The organism is Novosphingobium sp. AAP83 (genome assembly GCF_001295795.1).
Taxonomy (GTDB): Bacteria; Pseudomonadota; Alphaproteobacteria; order Sphingomonadales; family Sphingomonadaceae; genus Novosphingobium.
In genome coordinates this window covers 307,492-326,623 of record NZ_LJHY01000022.1, presented here as the reverse complement: position 1 = coordinate 326,623, position 19,132 = coordinate 307,492, and the positions used below count along the sequence as shown (strand labels likewise).

General features: G+C 58.0%; 17 protein-coding genes, 1 tRNA gene and 1 pseudogene. 15 read left to right on the top strand and 4 right to left on the bottom strand.

Annotation, left to right across the window (positions count from 1 at the left end; all coding sequences use genetic code 11):
* Positions 1-128 precede the first annotated feature (128 nt).
* A complete protein-coding gene (locus tag IP81_RS13135; RefSeq protein ID WP_054108423.1) occupies positions 129-1,757 on the top strand; it encodes a CTP synthase in 1,629 nt (542 codons plus the stop codon).
* A gap of 85 nt (positions 1,758-1,842) precedes the next feature.
* Positions 1,843-2,532 carry a Crp/Fnr family transcriptional regulator gene (locus IP81_RS13130; RefSeq protein WP_054108422.1) on the top strand — a complete coding sequence of 230 codons (690 nt, stop codon included), beginning with the start codon at positions 1,843-1,845 and terminating at the stop codon, positions 2,530-2,532.
* Positions 2,533-2,596: 64 nt separating this feature from the next.
* Here IP81_RS13130 and IP81_RS13125 read toward each other — a convergent pair whose 3' ends face one another.
* Positions 2,597-3,058, bottom strand: a complete 462-nt coding sequence (locus IP81_RS13125) for an Hsp20 family protein (RefSeq protein ID WP_054108421.1) — start codon at positions 3,056-3,058, stop codon at positions 2,597-2,599.
* 163 nt (positions 3,059-3,221) lie between these two features.
* Between IP81_RS13125 and grxC the strand changes: the two genes are divergently transcribed.
* The 6 genes and pseudogenes from grxC to IP81_RS13100 all read left to right on the top strand — a co-directional run bounded on the left by grxC (position 3,222) and on the right by IP81_RS13100 (position 6,008).
* Positions 3,222-3,488 carry a glutaredoxin 3 gene (gene grxC / locus IP81_RS13120; RefSeq protein WP_054108420.1) on the top strand — a complete coding sequence of 89 codons (267 nt, stop codon included), beginning with the start codon at positions 3,222-3,224 and terminating at the stop codon, positions 3,486-3,488.
* Entirely contained in the window at positions 3,485-4,330 is an 846-nt protein-coding gene (locus IP81_RS13115; protein WP_255352428.1) for a carbon-nitrogen hydrolase family protein, read from the top strand. Before grxC ends, IP81_RS13115 begins: the two co-directional genes overlap by 4 nt.
* Complete coding sequence (locus tag IP81_RS13110; protein WP_054108419.1) at positions 4,327-4,815, top strand: DUF1178 family protein; 489 nt, start codon at positions 4,327-4,329, stop codon at positions 4,813-4,815. Before IP81_RS13115 ends, IP81_RS13110 begins: the two co-directional genes overlap by 4 nt.
* A 61-nt stretch (positions 4,816-4,876) precedes the next feature.
* Positions 4,877-4,953, top strand: a tRNA-Arg gene (locus IP81_RS13105).
* 319 nt (positions 4,954-5,272) lie between these two features.
* Positions 5,273-5,482, top strand: a pseudogene (locus IP81_RS19760) (nitrilase-related carbon-nitrogen hydrolase); the annotation flags it as partial.
* Positions 5,483-5,492: 10 nt separating this feature from the next.
* Positions 5,493-6,008: a phenylacetaldoxime dehydratase family protein gene (locus IP81_RS13100; RefSeq protein ID WP_197274621.1), complete on the top strand. Its 516-nt coding sequence runs from the start codon at positions 5,493-5,495 to the stop codon at positions 6,006-6,008.
* Between the two features lie 73 nt (positions 6,009-6,081).
* On the opposite strand, the gene IP81_RS13095 is transcribed toward IP81_RS13100, so the two are convergent.
* Positions 6,082-6,750, bottom strand: a complete 669-nt coding sequence (locus tag IP81_RS13095) for a TetR/AcrR family transcriptional regulator (protein WP_054108417.1) — start codon at positions 6,748-6,750, stop codon at positions 6,082-6,084.
* 116 nt (positions 6,751-6,866) lie between these two features.
* Here IP81_RS13095 and IP81_RS13090 point away from each other — a divergent pair, with 116 nt between their 5' ends.
* The 4 genes from IP81_RS13090 to IP81_RS13075 all read left to right on the top strand — a co-directional run bounded on the left by IP81_RS13090 (position 6,867) and on the right by IP81_RS13075 (position 13,942).
* Entirely contained in the window at positions 6,867-9,221 is a 2,355-nt protein-coding gene (locus IP81_RS13090) for a TonB-dependent receptor (protein WP_054108558.1), read from the top strand.
* Positions 9,222-9,241: 20 nt separating this feature from the next.
* Complete coding sequence (locus IP81_RS13085) at positions 9,242-10,132, top strand: alpha/beta fold hydrolase (protein ID WP_054108416.1); 891 nt, start codon at positions 9,242-9,244, stop codon at positions 10,130-10,132.
* Positions 10,133-11,392, top strand: coding sequence for an MFS transporter (locus IP81_RS13080; RefSeq protein ID WP_054108415.1), 1,260 nt, complete (start codon positions 10,133-10,135; stop codon positions 11,390-11,392).
* A gap of 612 nt (positions 11,393-12,004) precedes the next feature.
* Positions 12,005-13,942 carry an alkyl/aryl-sulfatase gene (locus tag IP81_RS13075; protein WP_054108557.1) on the top strand — a complete coding sequence of 646 codons (1,938 nt, stop codon included), beginning with the start codon at positions 12,005-12,007 and terminating at the stop codon, positions 13,940-13,942.
* 13 nt (positions 13,943-13,955) lie between these two features.
* Here IP81_RS13075 and IP81_RS13070 read toward each other — a convergent pair whose 3' ends face one another.
* Both IP81_RS13070 and IP81_RS13065 read right to left on the bottom strand, forming a co-directional pair.
* The gene (locus IP81_RS13070; protein ID WP_054108414.1) at positions 13,956-15,605 is read right to left on the bottom strand and encodes a GMC family oxidoreductase; all 1,650 of its coding nucleotides are present in this window, start codon (positions 15,603-15,605) and stop codon (positions 13,956-13,958) included.
* A gap of 12 nt (positions 15,606-15,617) precedes the next feature.
* Positions 15,618-16,241, bottom strand: coding sequence for a gluconate 2-dehydrogenase subunit 3 family protein (locus IP81_RS13065; RefSeq protein WP_054108413.1), 624 nt, complete (start codon positions 16,239-16,241; stop codon positions 15,618-15,620).
* Positions 16,242-16,461: 220 nt separating this feature from the next.
* Here IP81_RS13065 and IP81_RS13060 point away from each other — a divergent pair, with 220 nt between their 5' ends.
* The 3 genes from IP81_RS13060 (at position 16,462) to folE (ending at position 19,041) form a co-directional block, all read left to right on the top strand.
* The gene (locus tag IP81_RS13060; RefSeq protein WP_082356142.1) at positions 16,462-16,773 is read left to right on the top strand and encodes a septum formation initiator family protein; all 312 of its coding nucleotides are present in this window, start codon (positions 16,462-16,464) and stop codon (positions 16,771-16,773) included.
* Positions 16,774-16,872: 99 nt separating this feature from the next.
* Positions 16,873-18,414 (top strand): phospholipase D-like domain-containing protein, encoded by a 1,542-nt coding sequence (locus IP81_RS13055; protein ID WP_231626626.1) that lies wholly within the window; start codon positions 16,873-16,875, stop codon positions 18,412-18,414.
* A 12-nt stretch (positions 18,415-18,426) separates the two neighbouring features.
* Positions 18,427-19,041 (top strand): GTP cyclohydrolase I FolE, encoded by a 615-nt coding sequence (gene folE / locus IP81_RS13050; RefSeq protein ID WP_054108411.1) that lies wholly within the window; start codon positions 18,427-18,429, stop codon positions 19,039-19,041.
* Positions 19,042-19,132 lie beyond the last annotated feature (91 nt).

The following is a 19,132-nucleotide window of genomic DNA, read 5'->3' as shown; positions in this document are numbered from 1 at the left end:
CGCCTCGCTTCCTTGGGGTTGCGGGGTGGCCCTCGCGTTGCGTTCGATCCATGCTTGTGGATTGCTGCAAAGTTTACAGCGGCAACCGCTTGCGCACTTGCAACTTCAGACGCTAAGGCTCTCCTCCCATGGCGCGGTACATTTTCATCACCGGCGGCGTGGTCTCCTCGCTCGGCAAAGGTCTCATGGCGGCAAGCCTTGCGGCTTTGCTTCAGGCGCGTGGATTTCGCGTGCGAATTCGCAAGTTTGATCCCTATCTTAACGTCGATCCGGGGACGATGAGCCCTTATCAGCACGGCGAAGTCTATGTGACTGACGACGGGGCCGAGACGGACCTTGATCTTGGCCACTATGAGCGCTTCACCGGTGTTTCCGCGCGGCAGGCCGACAACATCACATCCGGGCGGATTTACCGCGATATCATCACCAAGGAACGGCGCGGGGATTACCTCGGCGCGACGGTGCAGGTGATTCCGCATGTGACCGATGCGATCAAAGAATTTGCACAAGCGGAAACCGACGATCTCGATTTCGTGCTGTGCGAAATCGGCGGGACCGTGGGCGACATCGAAGGTTTGCCGTTCATCGAAGCGCTACGCCAGTTGCACAACGAAATGCGCGACGAGACGTGCTTTGTTCACGTGACACTGGTGCCTTATATTGCGGCGGCGGGTGAATTGAAGACCAAGCCGACACAGCATTCGGTGCGCGAATTGACCGGTCTTGGCATCCAGCCGGACATTCTGCTGTGCCGGTGCGAAAAGCCGCTGCCCGATGGTGAGCGCGCAAAGATTGCGCAGTTTTGCAACGTGCGCAAATCCGCCGTGATCCCGGCGCTGGACGCGACGAGCATCTATTCGGTCCCCTTGCAATATCATGCCGAGGGGCTGGACAACGAAGTGCTTCGGCATTTCGGGCTGACTGCGCCTGAGCCTGACTTGAGCGTATGGGACGATATCGTTGACCGCTATCAGAACCCAGAAGGCGAAGTGACGATTGGCGTGGTGGGCAAATATGTCGGCCTGCAAGACGCCTACAAGTCTTTGAACGAAGCCTTGACGCATGGCGGCATGGCTAACCGTGTGAAAGTGCGGGTCAAATGGCTTGATGCCGAACTGTTCGAGAAGGACGATGCGGAAATCGCGGCGAGCCTTGAGCCGATGCATGGCATTCTGGTGCCCGGAGGCTTTGGCGAGCGCGGGACCGAGGGCAAGATCGCCTCGGTGCGGTTTGCACGCGAACGCAAGGTGCCGTTCTTCGGCATTTGCCTTGGCATGCAGATGGCCTGCATCGAAGGCGCGCGTAACACGGCGGGAATCGCCAATGCCTCATCCACCGAGTTCGGCCCGACCGATGAACCAGTGGTGGGCATCATCACCGAATGGATGACCACCGAAGGGCTGGAACAGCGCTCCGAAGGCGGTGATCTGGGCGGGACGATGCGTCTTGGCGCTTATGATGCAAAGTTGAATGGTAATAGCCATGTCGCCAATGTCTATGGCACGACCGACATCAGCGAGCGACACCGCCATCGTTATGAAGTGAACGTGGCCTACAAAGACCGGTTGGAGCAGGGCGGTCTGGTATTCTCGGGCATGTCGCCCGATGGCTTGCTGCCTGAAATTGTCGAGCGTCCCGACCATCCATGGTTCATCGGCGTACAGTTCCATCCGGAACTGAAAAGCCGTCCATTTGAACCCCATCCGCTGTTCAGCGGGTTTATTGCTGCGGCCGTAAAACAGATGCGGCTCGTTTAGATATTCAAAAACACTAGTCAGCACGCAATTTACCTGATTATTTGCACGCCTAGCGCAAGTATCGCGACAGGTGGGGCATTGGGTGATGGACGCGGTGAAACTGGCAGAGGCTTTGACAGCGCAAAGCCTGTTTGCAGACTGTGAACGGGCAGAGCTTTCGGACATCATCGCGCGCGGCAATGTGCGGACTTTCAAACCCGGCCAGGAATTGATGGCGCAGGGCGAGGAAGGCAAAACGCTTTTCATCGTGATCAAAGGCTTGGCACGCGTCAGCATGCTGGCGGCTAACGGGCGCGAGATCATCCTGGATTATGCCGAGGCGGGGCATGTGCTGGGCGAAATCGCGTTTCTGGACGGGGGGGAGCGCACTGCTTCTGTGGAAGCGATCGAGCCGGTTGAGGCGCTTGTGCTGACCAAGGCTGCATTTGCCGATATCATTGAAAAACATACCGGACTGGCGTTGCGTTTGCTGAAAGCCATGGCGCGCAGGCTGCGGCAGAACAATGCGGTGATCGAAGCCGACCGTGCCTATACCTCAGGCCCCAGGCTCGCGCGGTTTTTGCTGCGGCTGATGATGGGCGATACCAGCGAGATGGGCAATCAATTGAAGATTGCGTTAAGCCAAGGTGAATTGGGCAACTTTGCCGGGATGTCGCGCGAGCAGATCAACCGCCAGCTTTCGGCCTGGGTCGATAACGGGATCGTGGCGCTGAAGGGTGGACGAGTGACCATCCTTGACCGCGAGGCTTTGGCCAATGTGGCCGAGGCGTGGTGAGGTTACACGGATAAAAAAGGGGCGAGCTTTTGGCCCGCCCCTTCACAATCATGCCCATTAAGGGTCATGCAGCGGCGGTGTTGTCACCTTCGATGACTTTGAGCGGATTTTGCGCACCGATCAGCACTTTCTTAGGCTTCATAGCCTCTGGCACTTCGCGCAAGAGGTCGATCGTCAGCAGGCCATCGGCGAGATCGGCGGCTTCGACGCGGACGTAATCGGCCAATTCGAACCGGCGTTCAAATCCCCGGTTGGCGATGCCGACATGAAGGTATTCGCGGTCATGCGGTTCGGTACGGCTGCCTTTTACCGTCAGCAGGTTTTGCTGCGCGGTGATATCGATGTCGTCGGGCTTGAAACCGGCAACAGCCAGTGTGATGCGATAGGCATCTTCACCGCGCCGTTCGATGTTGAAGGGCGGATAATTATCACCTGCGTTAGCGCGGGCCTGACGTTCGAGCAAATCGAACAGACGGTCAAAACCCACGGTGGTGCGGCGATAGGGTGTGAAATCAAGACGGTTCATGGCAATATCCTCAATCTTTGAGCAATCTGCACGTGCCGTGGTGAGCCCGGAAACCGGCACCCACCTTGGCGGTTTATGGCCATGCCCGACTTGCGGCGCATGACACGAACACCCATGTGTGTTAGCGAAAAACGCATTTCAAGACCCCCAGTTTGAGGTTTCCATGCCGAACACGCCGAAAATCGAAATCTACACCAAGTGGGGCTGCCCATACTGCTACCGCGCCAAGGCTTTGCTCGATAGCAAGGGCGCGACGTATGAGGAGTTCGACGTGACGATGGGCGGACCGAAAAAAGCCGAAATGATGGAGCGCGCGCCACATCATTCCACCGTTCCATCGATTTTTATTGATGGCGCCCATATTGGTGGGTCGGATGATATGGCGGCACTTGAAGCCAGTGGCAAACTGGACGCAATGCTGGCGCTGTGACTGTGCAAGACGCCAATAGCGCGGTGAAGATCGCGCTGTTCCAGATGACGAGCGGCATTGATCAGCAGGCCAACGCCGCCGCGATTGTCGATGCGGCAAAGCAGGCCGCGGGCGAGGGCGCAGCTATGCTGTTCACGCCCGAAATGTGCGGATTGCTTGATCGCAATCGCAAGCGTGCAACGCCCGCTATTGTGGCCGAAGCCGACAATCCGGTGCTGGGAGCGGCTCAGCAAGCGGCCCGGAAATACGGTATTTGGATTGATCTGGGATCACTGGCGGTCCTGCGCGAAGACGGCAAATGGGCCAATCGCGGTTTTGTTATTGATGCCACGGGCGCAATCGTTGCGCGCTATGACAAGATCCACATGTTTGATGTGGATCTGGCAACGGGCGAGACATGGCGGGAATCGGCAGCCTATACGCCGGGCGAGCAGGTCGTGCATGTCCAGACGCCGCTTGGTCGCTTGGGAATGGCAATCTGTTACGATGTGCGGTTTCCGGCGCTGTTTGAGGAATTCGGACGCTTTGCCTGCGATGCGATCCGCATTCCGGCGGCCTTTACCGTGCCGACCGGCAAGGCACATTGGCACTTGCTGCAACGCGCGCGCGCTGTCGAGGCAAGCGCATGGGTCATTGCCGCTGCGCAAACCGGTCATCATGACGATGGACGCGAGACTTTCGGTCATTCGCTGGTGATTGATCCGTGGGGTGAGATCGTCCTCGATATGGGCGATGCAGCAGGCGTCGGCTATGCCATGATTAACCCTGCCCGAACGGGCGAGGTGCGCGCACAGCTTCCCAGCCTTGCCAATAAGCGGGAAATCCCTAAGTCAGCGTCATGATTGTCTTTGATCTGCAATGCGGGCCGTTAGGGCATCGGTTTGAAGGGTGGTTCGGCTCTTCATCGGACTATGAGGACCAGCAAGCGCGTGGCCTGGTTTCATGCCCGGTGTGCGGCACAGGCGATGTATCCAAAGCTGTGATGGCCCCTGCTGTCGGGCGCAAGGGCAACCAGATGACAGCGCGCGTCGCCAAGGCGGATTTGTCCGATCACGTGCCCGCGCAACCCGTTGCCAATACGCCATTGCCCCCGGAGGCCGTCGCCATGCTCAAAGCCGTGGCGGCAATGCAGGTCGAGGCGCTGAAATCATCGACCTGGGTGGGCGAAAAGTTCGCCGAAGATGCGCGCGCGATGCACTATGGCGAAAAGGACATCGCCCCCATCCATGGCCACGCCACATTGCAACAAGCCCAAGAGCTGGCGGAAGAGGGCATTCCGGTAGCCCCCGTTGTGGTTCCTGTGATCCCGCCCGAAGAAGCCAATTGAGCCATCGTCAGCCGCAAAAGCGCGTTGCCAGCACCAACCTGCTTGCCTAAAGAGGACAGGGGCACCCGTAGCTCAGCCGGATAGAGCACCAGATTCCTAATCTGGGGGCCATGGGTTCGAATCCCGTCGGGTGCACCATTTTTAAAAAAGCTTTAAAATTCAGCCGCTTCAACTTTTACCCGACCTCCATATGCTGGTCGCCGTAAAATTTGCAGCTTCTAACGTCCTCGCGTGAGCGCCGAGACAATAGATTTAGATGCGACGATCAGGCGTTGAGTGGCAAACTTTAGGACAAGACCGCCATGCCCACCTGACAGGCTCAGCAGCAGGTAGCGTGAATCTCTGCATCCGCCTAGGGCAACGCGATTTGGGCCAAAGCAGCATAAATCTTAAGGTTTTGAAAAATGTATGCTCACTCCGGGCCGTGCATTTTTAACGCAAGATCCAGAGTGAAACAGTGCTGATCGGCTCAGCCTCTATATTGCACAGCATCACATCGATCCGTGGAGCCGGACGGACCATCACGCCGCGACGCAAGCTGAAGGCAACGCATGTCGAGCGCACGGTTCTTGGTGAGGGCGACGGTAGCGACTTTTTCGTGAGGGAGACGCCGCTGGGCCGGATCGGCGCACTTCACTGCCGGGAGCATCTTAACCCACTGAACAAGTTCGTCATGTTTGCGCAAAACGAGCAGATTTACATCGGCGCATGGCCCGGCTTTTCGCTTTATGCAGGCAATGCCTATCTTACCAGACAACCTGTGCCTTATTCGGTCCGGTCAGGATTACCGCCACTGTGGTCCGGAGGAATTGGCCGTCTACCAAGACACTGTGCGGCCAACGCTCATGGCAGGCATGAACTATTTGCAGGGCAATCCCGACGATAAAAATTACCTGTCCTGCCGCTTGATGTATGAACTGGCGCTCGACAGCAGTTACGCCGCCCAAAGCTTCGGTCTTGCCATCTTTGCTTCGCTGCATGATCTTGAAGCCTGGGCCAAAAGCAACCCCACGCATTCGCGCATTTTCCAGAGCTTTTTCCGGATGGTGGCACAGCGCAACGGCCAACTTGATTTACGCCTTTGGTACGAGGTTATGATCTTGGATCGACAGAACAGCCTTTGCGAATATGTGAACTGCCACCCCAACACCGGCATGCTGCCATGGTTCGGGCGGCACGGACAAGTTGGCTGATTGCTGATTGATTGGGAGCTTAGGTGAGAATGATATTGAGCCCCAAGTACCGGTCAAACAATCAAACCGTGCCTCAAGGCTCGCGCCGCAAAATTCCCCGTTCCAAGAGCGAACGGGCTATAGCTGCCACTTTTCCATCCGAGTCAGTATCGGACCAGATGCTGTACCGAAGGCCGAGAAACACATTCATACCCATGATTGCCCAAGCGTGAGCTTCTTGCAGGTCTTCCTGAAATTCCCCGCTGTCGCTGCCCCGACGAAGCCGTTCAAATATGCGTTGCGCGGTTGATTCGTAATGGGTCCGATAGCTTGCAGGATCCACAAACTCGGCTTCGTCGATGATGCGGTAGATTTCTTTGTGTTCACGGGCAAAGCGCAAAAAAGCGGTTAGCGCCATCTGCTCTGCCTCTAGCGCAGTCTTGTTGACAGTTTGCGTGGTTGCGGCCTGTATCCGCACACGATCACTCAGATCCTTTACAAGCGCCTGGAAAATTTCGGTCTTGCTGTCGAAGTACGTGTAAAAGCTGCCCAGCGCCGTTCCCGCCCGCGCGGTGATGCCAGTGATTGACGATTCATGAAACCCTTTTTCACCGAATTCCAGCGCTGCTGCATCAAGCAGTTTGCGCAGAGTTTTGCGGCCTCGTTCTGTGCGTGGCTCCTTGCCTTCTCGAGCGTTTGTTTGGCCGGCAGTTTCTTCTGCAGGGGCGGCGTTGCTGCCAGAAAGCGCTTGGGGTGTGCTCATAATGATACAGCTAACCGATTAAGGCGGGGGAAGCAAACGAACCATATTGAAAGGTGGTTCATGTTTCATTACACAACCTCAAACGGCGCTTCAGCCGGCCGGGGGGGATACAAATGATGGGTATGTCTAATTTGCTTAAGAACTGCGCGTTTTCCGCTATCGCGGTTGCCGGACTAAGCTTCAACAGCGCGACAGTTCAGGCACAGAGCGCCGAAACAGCAACAGTTACGGAAGATGATGGTGCCATCGTCGTTACCGCGCGTCGCCGCGAAGAGAAGTTACTTGATGTGCCGATTGCAGTGACTGCATTCAGTGGTGCGCAACTTGAGCGTAGCGGTGCAATCGACATCACAGAAATCGGACAGACGACTCCTAATACGACTGTCGAAGTGTCGCGCGGGTCGAACTCCACGCTTAGTGCGTTCATCCGCGGTGTCGGCCAGCAGGACCCTGTCTCGGGCTTTGAACAGGGCGTTGGGCTTTATCTTGACGATGTTTACCTTAACCGTCCGCAGGCTGCAGTTCTGGATATATACGACGTGGAGCGCATCGAAGTTCTGCGCGGACCGCAGGGCACGCTTTATGGCCGCAACACCATTGGCGGCGCGATCAAATATGTGACCCGCCAGCTTCCGCAGGACTTTTCGCTGAGGGTCAAAGGCACATACGGATCTTACGATCAGGCCGACGGCGTAGTTACTGTAAGCGCGCCGATCAGCGATCTATTTCGCATTGGCGCGTCGGGTGCGCGTCTGACGCGCGGCGGTTTTGGTAAGAACCTGACCAACGGCCTTGATAACTATAACAAGAACGTCTGGGCAGCGCGCGGCACGGTGGAGTTTGGCGGCCATGGCGAACCAGTGCTGATCCGTGTTTCGGGCGATTATACCAAAGACAAGAGCAACCCTCGCGGCGGGCATCGGCTGATCCCTTCGTTGGTGACCAGGGCCCCGGTGCTGGATAACGTGTTCGACACCCGCGGCGGACTCAACACGCCGATTCAGGACATCGAGGCTTATGGCCTTGCCATGAATGTTACGGCTGAACTGAGCGACAGAATCACGCTGCGTTCAATCAGCGCATGGCGCAAGGACAATTCGGCAACACCGATCGACTTTGACGCGCTGCCTTCGGCAGACGTCGATGTTCCTGGGCTCTATCTTAATGAGCAAACCAGTCAAGAATTCCAGATCCTGTATGAAGATGCCAAGCTGAAGGGGCTGATCGGCGCGTACTACTTGGCGGCAACGGCAGATACGCTGTTCGATGTGCGCCTGTTTAATACGGTGGCCGGGCTTACCGCGTTCACCAACGCGGCTGTAGATACTGACACGTTTGCGGTCTTCGGTGATTTTACTTACGATTTTAGTGACCAGTTCAGCCTGTCGGTGGGTGGACGTTATACGCGTGACACGCGTGAAGCGGAGATTCTGCGCCAAAACTTCCTAGGCGGTGGTTCGCCAGTTTTTGGCGGGGCAGGAGTTGCGTTCGGTGCGCCGAGCACAAACTTCACTGGCAAGCGCACTTTTACCAAATTTACGCCACGTGCCTCAGTGGCGTTCAAGCCGACGCCAGATCACACGCTTTACGCCAGTTATTCGCAGGGCTTCAAAGGCGGTGGCTTTGATCCACGCGGGGTCGGCGTGAATGCACCGGACATTGACCGGGACGGTGTGCGCAGCGACGACGAGATCGCCACGTTCCTCAGCTTCCGCCCTGAAGAGGTTGATAGCTACGAGGCCGGTTACAAAGGCAGCCTGTTTGATGGAGCTGTTAACGTCGCACTGGCAGGCTTTTATGCCGATTACACCGATGTCCAAATCCCGGGGTCGGTTGCTTGTACAGTAGGCGGATTGCCAAGCTTCTGCGGGGTCACCACCAACGCTGGCAAGGCAACATTCAAAGGCCTTGAGTTCGAAGCGCGTACCCGCCTTGGGCAAGACATGGCTGCCAGTGGTGATCGTCTGAACCTGTCCGGTTCGCTCGGCTACATCGATGCGCAGTACAAGCAATACATATCGAACATCGGCGGTCAGCCGACCGATGTCGCCGCGTTTCGCAAGGTGCAGAATACGCCAAAGTGGACCGCCAGCGGCACGCTAGAATACTCTGTGCCCGTTGGTGACGGCTTGGTGAATTTTGGCACGACGCTTTCTTATCGCAGCACGACCAACCAGTTCGAAATTCCGAATCCCTTCCTTGATCAGCGCGGGTTTACGCTGTGGGATGCTAATCTGGTTTATGCGGCTCCCAATGGCCGCTGGACCTTGGGCGTGCATGGCAAGAACCTGACCAACAAGCGCTACAAGACCTCGGGTTACACGTTCGTCGCGGTCAACCCGACAACCGGTGCGATCATCCCTAACGCGGTCACCGGACTGCCGATTTCAGCCCTGGGCACCGAAGGTACCTTAACCGCTTATTACGGCAACCCCCGTCAGGTCTTCGTTACTGCAACCGTCAGCTTCTGAGGCTGTATCGGACAGCGACCATGACCAGTCCGATTTCCTTCCGGCCGCATCGCTATCGTAGCGCATGCGGTCGGCTGGACCTCCACGCACGCATTTATGACAAGGGCCAAGACCGGGGCAGCGATCAACCGACTCTCTTGCTGATGCACGGTCTTACCCGCAACAGCGCGGATTTTGAACCATTGGCCGAAGAGTTAGCCGTGCTTTACAGGTTGGTCGTGCCCGACCAGCGCGGGCGGGGGCTGTCTGAGTATGATAGCAACCCGGGGAATTATCGGCCCGACATTTATGCCGACGATATGTTTGCGCTGCTCGATGGGCTAGGGATAGCCAAGGTTGGGCTAATCGGAACGTCGATGGGCGGTCTTATCGCGATGATCATGGTGGCCGCGCAGCCGGAGCGCATTGCGAGCATCGTCCTGAACGATATCGGCCCGCATATCGAAGCCGCCGGACTGGCGCGGATCCAAGGCTATGTTGGACCAATGCAGGACGCGGCGGATTGGGACGAAGCTGCGGCAAGCTGTGCGGCGGTCAACGCGATAGCCCTGCCGGATTTTGGCCGGCACGATTGGCTGGCATTTGCGCGGCGGACGTGCATACAAACGCCCGAAGGCCGTATCCGGTTTGCCTATGACCCTGCAATTGCTTTGAGCACGCAGGGAACTCAGCCCGCAACCCTTCCGCCCGATCTATGGCCGTTGTGGGGCATGCTGGCGGAAAAGCCCGTGCTCGTTTTGCGTGGAAGTCATTCGGACCTGCTCGCGGCTGCCACCGTGGCCGAGATGGGCAAGCGGCATGGTGCGGCGTTTACCGCCGTGGATGTGCCCAATCGGGGCCATGCGCCTATCCTCGATGAACCTGTAGCGCTCTCGGCGATTGATGCATTCCTCCAGACGTGGGCTTTCTAGATGATACAGAAGCCCCAAACAGCATCTTTGCCAGGCCGGCCCAATGTCGTCCTGGCGATGCTGCTGCTGGTCTATGTGTTCAACTTCGTTGACCGCCAGATCCTTGCCATTCTTGCCGGACCGATCCAGCGTGACCTCGGCTTGTCCGACGGCCAATTGGGGATGCTGGGCGGCCTGGCTTTCGCCATGCTTTATTCAACGCTGGCCGTGCCGTTGGCATGGGTTGCCGACCGGACCAGTCGCAGTTGGGTGATTACCATATCGCTCGGGCTGTGGAGCGGTTTCACGGCACTATGCGGTCTGGCGCAGGGTTTTTGGCATATCTTTTTTGCCCGGCTGGGCGTGGGAATTGGTGAAGCAGGCGGCGTTGCGCCGTCTTATGCGCTGATTGCCGATTACTTCCCAAGCCACCGTCGCGCGCTCGCCTTGTCGGTCTATTCGCTTGGTATTCCGGTTGGGTCAGCGGTGGGTGTTCTTGCGGGCGGATACATCGCGGTCATGGTGGATTGGCGCGCTGCGTTCTTCGTGGTCGGTCTTGCCGGTCTGGTCATTGCGCCGCTGTTCAAATACTTGGTGCGTGACCTTCCTAAACCCATTGTCGCAGCGACAGAACCGGCTCCCCGCTTCGCAGACATTGCCCGGAAACTGGCGCACAAGCCTTCGTTTTGGCTCCTCTCATTTGGCGCGGCAACGAGCTCGATGCTCGGCTATGGCTTGGCTTTCTGGATGCCCAGCCTGCTTCAACGCAGCTTCGGGCTCGATCTTGTGCAGACCTCGCATTTTATCGGGGCCATGTTGTTGCTGGGCGGGATATCGGGAATGCTGCTGGGCGGCTGGCTGGGCGATCTCCTCGGCCACCGGGATAGAGCCTATCTGGCTTATGTACCAGCAACCGCCTTTGTTATCGGTGTGCCGCTTTTTGCCGCCGGCATTAAAAGTTCCAGCGTCGGGTGGGCCTTCGCCCTCTTTCTCATTCCGCAGGCTATGGCCTATATCTGGCTCGGACCAGTGATCTCCGCGATACAATTGCTGGTCGTCCCTTCGGCCCGATCGACCGCCTCGGCGCTGTTCTTGCTTATCAACAATCTGATCGGACTGGGCGGCGGCATCTTTGCGCTTGGAGCGCTTTCGGATGCGTTGACGCCACGCTACGGCGCGGACGCGCTGCGGTATTCGATGCTTTATTCCCTCTGCCTGTATCTCGTGGCAGCGCTACTCATGGCTTTGGCAGCCCCCAAGTTACGCAGAGACTGTTTGTAGCATAGGGCAACGGCACCATAACAAACCGGTCAGCATCAGGCTGCATAGGATGCAATTCGTTGCTGAAGCTTGAATTTTCAACGATTTTTACCGCAATTTCGCGAGTTCTTGGGCGATTTTGTCTTAGCCCATAACAACAATGGGGTCTCAGGTCCTTGCTCTGGCCAATCGATCGCTCCGATGCCTCCTGACTGAACGCCAGAGGCAAGGAAAGCACGGCTCAATTCTCAATGCAACTCAACACCGCGTGAAGCACCCAAGGCGCACAGATCACCTATCGCCGCTTAAACCACCGAAGTTGGAGCGCTTAGCTGCCTTATCCCCTGCTAAAGCTGTCAATGACCTGTTCGGGCGACAGCTGCCTCTTGGATCTCTCGCCATTCTCTGCGATTTGGGGGCACTTTTTTATGGTTTATGCAGCCCTTTGGATCAAAATTTCCCAATGATTTGGGTGCCCATCGCTTTCATGTCGGGCGCACCATTTTCAAAACCTTGAAGCTATCTGTTACCAAACAGCCTGGCCGCGACGCAGCAGGACTGCAACGGGTTGCCAATCGCGCGGTTAAGTTTAGCGTTGTCGCAAATCCACCCGATCAGAGAGATGGAACGAGAATGCCTAATTCGAAATTGCGCCATGCTGGTCTGGCGCTGGCGGCTGTTATGCTGGTTTCCCGGCCTGCAGCTGCTGAAGCACCAAGCGAGGTTACGCGCAGAACCAATGCGGATGCCCTTGCGGGCCTGCCCATGACGGACGTGCGCGACTTTGAATTTGCCGCGCGCGGGTTTGTGGCCACGCGCAAAGATCCGGTCATTCGCGATGCTGCGGGCAAACCGGTGTGGAACACAGCCGCCCTGTCGTTTGCCAAGGGACCGGCACCCGCCACTGTGAACCCCAGCTTGTGGCGCCACGCACAAGTGCTGGGCAAGGCAGGGCTGTTCAAGGTGACCGACCGGATCTGGCAAGTGCGCGGGTTCGATATGGCCAACATCACCTTTGTGCGCGGCGACAAGGGCTGGATCGTGATCGATCCCCTGACCGCCACGGAAACCGCAGCGGCAGCCTATGAATTGATATCAGAGCACGTCGCAAAGCTGCCGGTCAGCGCGATGATTTACACGCACAGCCACATCGATCACTTTGGCGGGGCAGCTGGGCTCAAAGATATGTTGCTGGCCGATGCACCGGTGCTTGCGCCGCAGGGCTTTACCCGTGCTGCGGTGAGCGAGAACGTGATCGCAGGTCCAGCGATGGGCCGCCGCGCCGGATACCAGTTCGGTTTCGGGCTTCCTGCCGGGCCTGAGGGTACGATGGGATCGGGCATTGGAATCGGCGTGGCAGGCGGCGGTCGCTCGTTGGTGCCACCAACGCGCGAATTGGCCGAGACGGACACGGAACTGATGATTGATGGCGTCCGTATGCTCTTTCAGTTGACGCCCGGCACCGAAGCGCCTGCGGAAATGAATGTGGGTTTTCCCGATTGGAAGGTGGCCGATCTGGCGGAGAACGCCAACCCCACGCAGCACAACATCCTGACCCCACGCGGCGCGGTGATCCGTGATGCCAAAGCGTGGGCGCAAGGGTTAACCGAGGCGATTGACATTTTTGCCGACGCCGAGGTGCTGATAACCAGCCACGGTTGGCCGCGTTTTGGCAAGCCGGTGATTGCCGAATATCTGGCCAAGCACCGCGATGCCTATGCCTATCTGCACGATCAGACGGTGCGGTTGATGAACAAGGGCCAGACCGGGCCGGAAATCGCGGCGCAATTGACTTTGCCGCCCGCACTGGCGCAGCAATGGTATGACCGGCCCTATTATGGATCGTACAGCTTCAATTCGCGTGCGGTCTACCAGTTCTATATGGGCTGGTATGACGGCAACCCTGCGCATCTTGCACCGCTTCCGCCAGAAGAAGGCGCGCGGCGTTATGTCGAGGCGATGGGCGGGGGTGATCGTGTGACGGCTTTGGCGCAAGCGGCCTTTGCCAAGGGCGATTACGCTTGGGCTGCCGAACTTTTGAACAAGGTGATCTTTGCCGATGGCGCAAACGCGGTTGCCAAAGCCCTGCAAGCGCGGACGTTCCGGCAGCTTGCCTATCAGAGCGAGAACGCCTTGTGGCGCAATATGTATCTGACCGCGGCCAACGAACTGGATAATGGCGTGAAGGCCGAAGATGTGACGGGCGGTGCGGAACTGTTGGGTTTGCTGCCACCGGCTGATTTTCTTGACGTGCTGTCCGTCCGGCTTGATCCGGCCAAGGCGGGCGACAATGCCCTGACGCTGGGCCTTGTGTTTCCGGACAAGCAAGAACAGCACACGGTATCAGTGGCAAACGGCGTTTTGATCCATCGCAGCGGCTTGCGCGAGGGGCGGCAGGCGACGCTGACAGTGGCTTACAAAGACCTGCTGACCGCGCTGTTTGCAGGGCAGCCTTTGGCGGCCAAACTGGCCAGTGGTGAGGCAAAGCTGGAAGGCGATGCGGCAGTTCTGGGCCGGCTTGTCAGTTGGCTCGACAAGCCGGACCCGGCGTTTGCAATTGTTACTCCGTGATGGTGGGCGCGCTTTAAATCTCGCCCCGTTTTGCAAACCGGGCGATGTGGTCTGCGGCGCGGAAGGCCAAGGCTTCGATAGTTTGCGTGGGCTGTCCGCGGCCTGATGTGACCATGCTGGAACCATCGCACAGGAAGAGGTTTTTCACGTCATGGGTGCGGTGGTACTTGTCGATCACAGATGTGGCCGGATCATTGCCCATGCGGCAGGTGCCGAGCAAGTGTACGCCGCCTGTCGCTTCGCCGACTTCGCCCGGTACGATCTGTTTGGCTCCGGCGGCGTCCATGATTTCAACCGCGCGCTCCACCTGCCATTTGGCGTGCTTGGTATCATCGGGATGGTCTTTGCGGGTGACGCGGATAGCAGGAATGCCCCACGCGTCCTTCAGGTCGGGATCGATGTCGACGCGGTTGCTTTCGACGGCCAGCGATGTGCCGTGTCCTGAACAGTTCATCCAATAAGTGTAGGATTCGAGGTATTCCTTGAATTCCGGCCCCCAGTTGGATGTCCCCTTGGGCACGGTCTGCCCCCATGTGAGCGGACCGCCCGAGCGGGCATCAAATCCGCCGCCACCATAAAAGCCGCGCTTGGGATCGGAATCATAGAAATCGTGCATAATGCGTGTGACGTTGGCACCCTTGTATTCATTGAGCGGCTGATCAAAGCGCGCCATCGCACCGCCGCCTTTGTTGAACATCAGGTAGCGGCCAACTGCTCCGCTGGAATTGGCGAGGCCTTGTGCCGCAGATCCGGTGGCGGAGTTGAGGAGCAGTCTGGGCGTTTCTGCGCCATTGGCACAAACCACCACCGCGCGGGCATTCTGGAACTGTTCCTTGCGATCACGATCATAGTAATGAACGCCGGTTGCGCGGCCAGCCTTGTTCATGCCGATGCGGAAGACATAGCTTTCCGGGCGTACTTCACAACGCTTGGTGGCCTCGGCTTCCGGGATGACGGTCCAGACCGAGGATGATTTTGCCTTCACTTCGCAGGCAAAGCCGCCGCACAGCCCGCATTGGATGCACGCAGGGCGGTCCTTATACATTACCGAATTGATTGCCATCGGGGCTGGGAAGGGGTGGAGGCCAAGCTTTTTGGCGCCGCGTTCGAATAAGACGCCGGATGATTTCACCGGCAACGGCGGCATCGGATAGGGCTTGCTGCGCCATGGATCGAACGGGCTGGCCCCGGCAAGGCCGGATACGCCGACTTCCCATTCCACCTTTGTGTAATAGGGTTCAAGTTCGGCGTAAGTTATCGGCCAATCGACGAGGTCTGCCCCTTCGATTGCGCCAAGGCGGCTGCGCTCGATAAAGTCGATTTCGTGCAGGCGCCAGAAATTGGCGTTAAAGTGCGAACTGCTGCCGCCGACGACGCGGGCATAGGTCAGAGGATTTCGACCAGAGACTTTTTCCGCCTTCTGGTCTTCGGTGTTGCGGAAGGTCTGCGGGTTGGTGGCGGGATTGTTGGTGATGCCCGACAGGTTGCGGTATTTGAGTTCGTCATGTTCGAATTCATGGGCGTCAAGGCGCGGGCCCTGCTCCATCACGACCACGCTGTTGCCGGCGCGTGCCAGTTCGCGGGCCATGATGCCGCCGGATGCGCCAGAGCCGACCACGATAAAATCGACTGTTTCGCTTGTTTTGAATGTTTTGCGCTGCATCGGGCTGCTCCGTCAGGCGGTGTAGGGCTTGGTGCCGGGATAGGGCTCAAACCCCGGGTAATCCTGATCGTAGAAGCCAAAGGGCGGCTCCCACGCGTGGTTGTTTTCCACCCCGATCAGCTTCCAGCCAAGGTAATCACTGTTGCCGCCGTATTTGGGCAGGGCGAGCAGTCCGAGCACGGTGAGCCTGCGCACGGCGAGGAAGAAGGGCGTTGTTTCTACCTGTTTCAGGAAAGCGACCTGTTGCGGTTCAGGAGCGGACGAGAACGGTGCATCAGCTCCGTAGGCCTTGGCATAAGCGGCCGTAAATTCGCCGAGGCCTTGGCGGAATGCTGGCAATTGTGCGGCAAAAAAGCTGCCCAGTGCATTATCGATGAAATACAGCACATGTGCATCTCGCGCGCCGGGGGTTGTTCCGCCCGGCACGATCAGGTTTGTCATGGCATCGATCTGGGCTGCTTCACCCGGCGACAGCGTTTTGATCGTGGCGGGAGGCGCGTCGGCATCGTGAGCGCCATGGCTGGAGTGTTCGGCAGCAGCAGCGATTTGCGGCCAATTGGTGGCAATCCAGCCCGCGCTGGCCAGATTGCCGATGGCGGTCAAAAACTGACGCCGCGACGGTACTGTTAAATCCATAAGGCCGCTCCGGTTGGGCTGTTAAGCGGACCGATAAAGGTCAGGCATGCAGCACCACGGGAATACGGCGAACAGCGCATATACAGCATTAGGGTGGACGATGGCAGCTGAGCGAGGCTGGAATGCGTCTGATACCAATTTTAAGTGTCTTTCCGTAGCATCTGGCAAAACACTGTCATTAGCGCTTGAATCGGCATGGAATTTGTGATTCAGTGAAATGATGAAGTCGCGTCGAACTCCTTTTCTTCCTAAAGACAGTGTGACCCAGTCGCTTGCGCTGGTGGCATTGCTTGTGTTGGGCGCCATCGGGGTTGCCGGGCCAAGCGGGTTGCTGGCTTGGGGTGAACATGCCCGCTTGCTTGAGCAGCGTGAGGGGGAAATCGCGGTGCTTTCGGCTGAGCGTGACCGGATCAAGAACCGCGTTGCCTTGCTTGATCCCCGCCATGCCGATCCTGATCTGGTTGGCGAGTTGCTCCGCAGCAATCTGAACGTGGCGCACCCTGACGAACTGGTTATTCCTGTCCAGCCTTGATGGCATCTGCATTACAGGAACCGTCAATGCCGTGAAGCGTAGCCTTGCCATCAGGCGGTGGGGCTGTACTGCCCTTGATGCGGTGCGCTGCAATGGAGTGTGGCGGGGTATGCAGGCGGCGGGGATTTTGTGACGCAATCGGGCGATCAGCAATCAGATCACGACGAGAGCGACCATGCAGGCCAGACGCCATCAGTGTGGCGATATGCGATGGCGACGCGGGCGCATGCGGTCATCGATGTGGCAGACTATTTCGCGTTGATGCGCGAAGCCATGATGCGGGCGCAGCAGCGCATAATGTTGATTGGCTGGGATTTTGATACCCGTATCAGGATAGGCGGCGGGCGAAGGTGGTGGAATCTGCCGCGTCGCAAAGTCGCACCCGCGCGGCTCGGGGCGTTTATCGTGTGGCTTGCCAACCGGCGCAAAACGCTGGACGTGCGCGTGCTGAAATGGAACTTCGGCGCGCTGAAGGCCTTTTTTCGCGGATCGATGATGCTGGATCTGCTGCGCTGGTGGCGGCACCCGCGGATCGTGTTCAAGCTGGATAGCGCCCATCCACTGGGATGCAGCCATCATCAGAAGATCGTGGTGATTGATGACAAGTTTGCCGTGTGCGGCGGGATCGACATGGCAGGCGACCGCTGGGACACGCGCGGTCATCTGGATAATGACAAGCGGCGGCGTGGCCCCGGCGGCAGACCTTACGGTCCGTGGCACGATTGCACGATGCTGCTGGAAGGCGAGGCGGCGGCGTTGCTGGGCAAGTTCGGGCGGACCCGCTGGGAGCAGGCGGGGGGCAAGCGGCTGTTGCCCTGCGCGCCGCAGGAGGCATCGCCTTGGCCTGCGCAAATTGAGGCGGAGTTTCGTAATGTGGAAGTGGGGATTGCGCGTACGCGATCCCAATATGCCGACGCGGGCGAGATTCGCGAGATCGAAGCACTGTTTCTTGAGCATATCGCGCGCGCAAAGAGGCATATCTATTTCGAAAACCAGTATTTCGCTTCCCGCAAGATCGCTGAAGCGATCGCGGTGCGGATGGCCGAGCCTGATCCGCCCGAGGTGATGCTGATCAATCCGCAAAGTTCCGATGGCTGGCTGGAGCAAGCCGCGATGGACGGGGCCAGGGTACGGTTGATACATGCCATTCAGGAAGCGGACCACAAGCGCCGGTTCTCGATCTGGCACCCTGTTACCGCTGGCGGAACAGCCATTTACGTCCATTCGAAGCTTACGATTGTAGATGATGAGGTGTTGCGGATCGGTTCGGCAAACCTCAACAACCGTTCGATGGGGCTAGATAGCGAATGCGACGTTTTTATTGACAGTGCGCGCCCTGCCAATGGCCATTGCGGGCCTACAATCCGCAATTTGCGTATTTCATTACTGGCCGAGCATTGCGGTGTTACGCCTGAGCGGGTAGCGGAACGGCTTGACCAGCATGGCGGGATGGCGGCAATGATCGCGTCTACCACCAAGGTCGGCAAGCGCTTGGTTCCGTTCGTTCCACACCAATTGAGCGATACCGAAAAAGCCCTGGCCGATAATGAAGTGCTGGACCCCGAGCGCCCGGAAGAGATCATCTCGTTCTATCGCAAGGGTCTGTTTACGAGCCGGATTTTAAAACGGCCCAAGGGATAAGAGGGACGTACAATGAATGATGTTACGAGGCCTGAAGACGCTGATGATCTGGCCCGTGGTAAAATCCCGGTCCCGGCCGACGTACAAGAAGCGATCCGCACCCTGATCCGCTGGTCTGGCGATGATCCGGCGCGCGAAGGCTTGCTGGACACGCCAAAGCGCGTGGCGCGGGCGTGGAAAGAATACTGCTTGGGGTATGGCGAAGACCCGGCCAAGCATCTTGAGCGCCAGTTCGAAGAAGTCGGCGGCTATGAGGAAATCGTGCTGCTGAAGGACATTCCGTTCCAAAGCCACTGCGAACACCACTTGGCACCGATCATCGGCAAGGCGGCGATTGCCTATCTGCCGCGCGATAAAGTGGTGGGCATTTCAAAGCTGGCTCGCGTGCTGCACGCCTTTGCCCGCCGGTTGCAAATTCAGGAGCGACTGACTGCCGAAGTGGCGCAGTGCATCTGGGATAACTTGCGGCCCCATGGCGTTGCCGTTGTGATCGAGGCGAGCCATGCCTGCATGACTGCACGCGGTGTGCGCACACCCGGCGTGGGCATGGTGACCAGCCGGATGATGGGAACATTTCTGGATGATACAAAAAGCCGGAAGGAAGTGTTGAGCCTGATGGGCTACTGACGCAAAAGTCGGCAATGAAACGTAACAGACCAGTCTCCCGGCGTTTATGACAATGGCCCAAGTGTATGTTATTACCGTACCAATAAGGGCG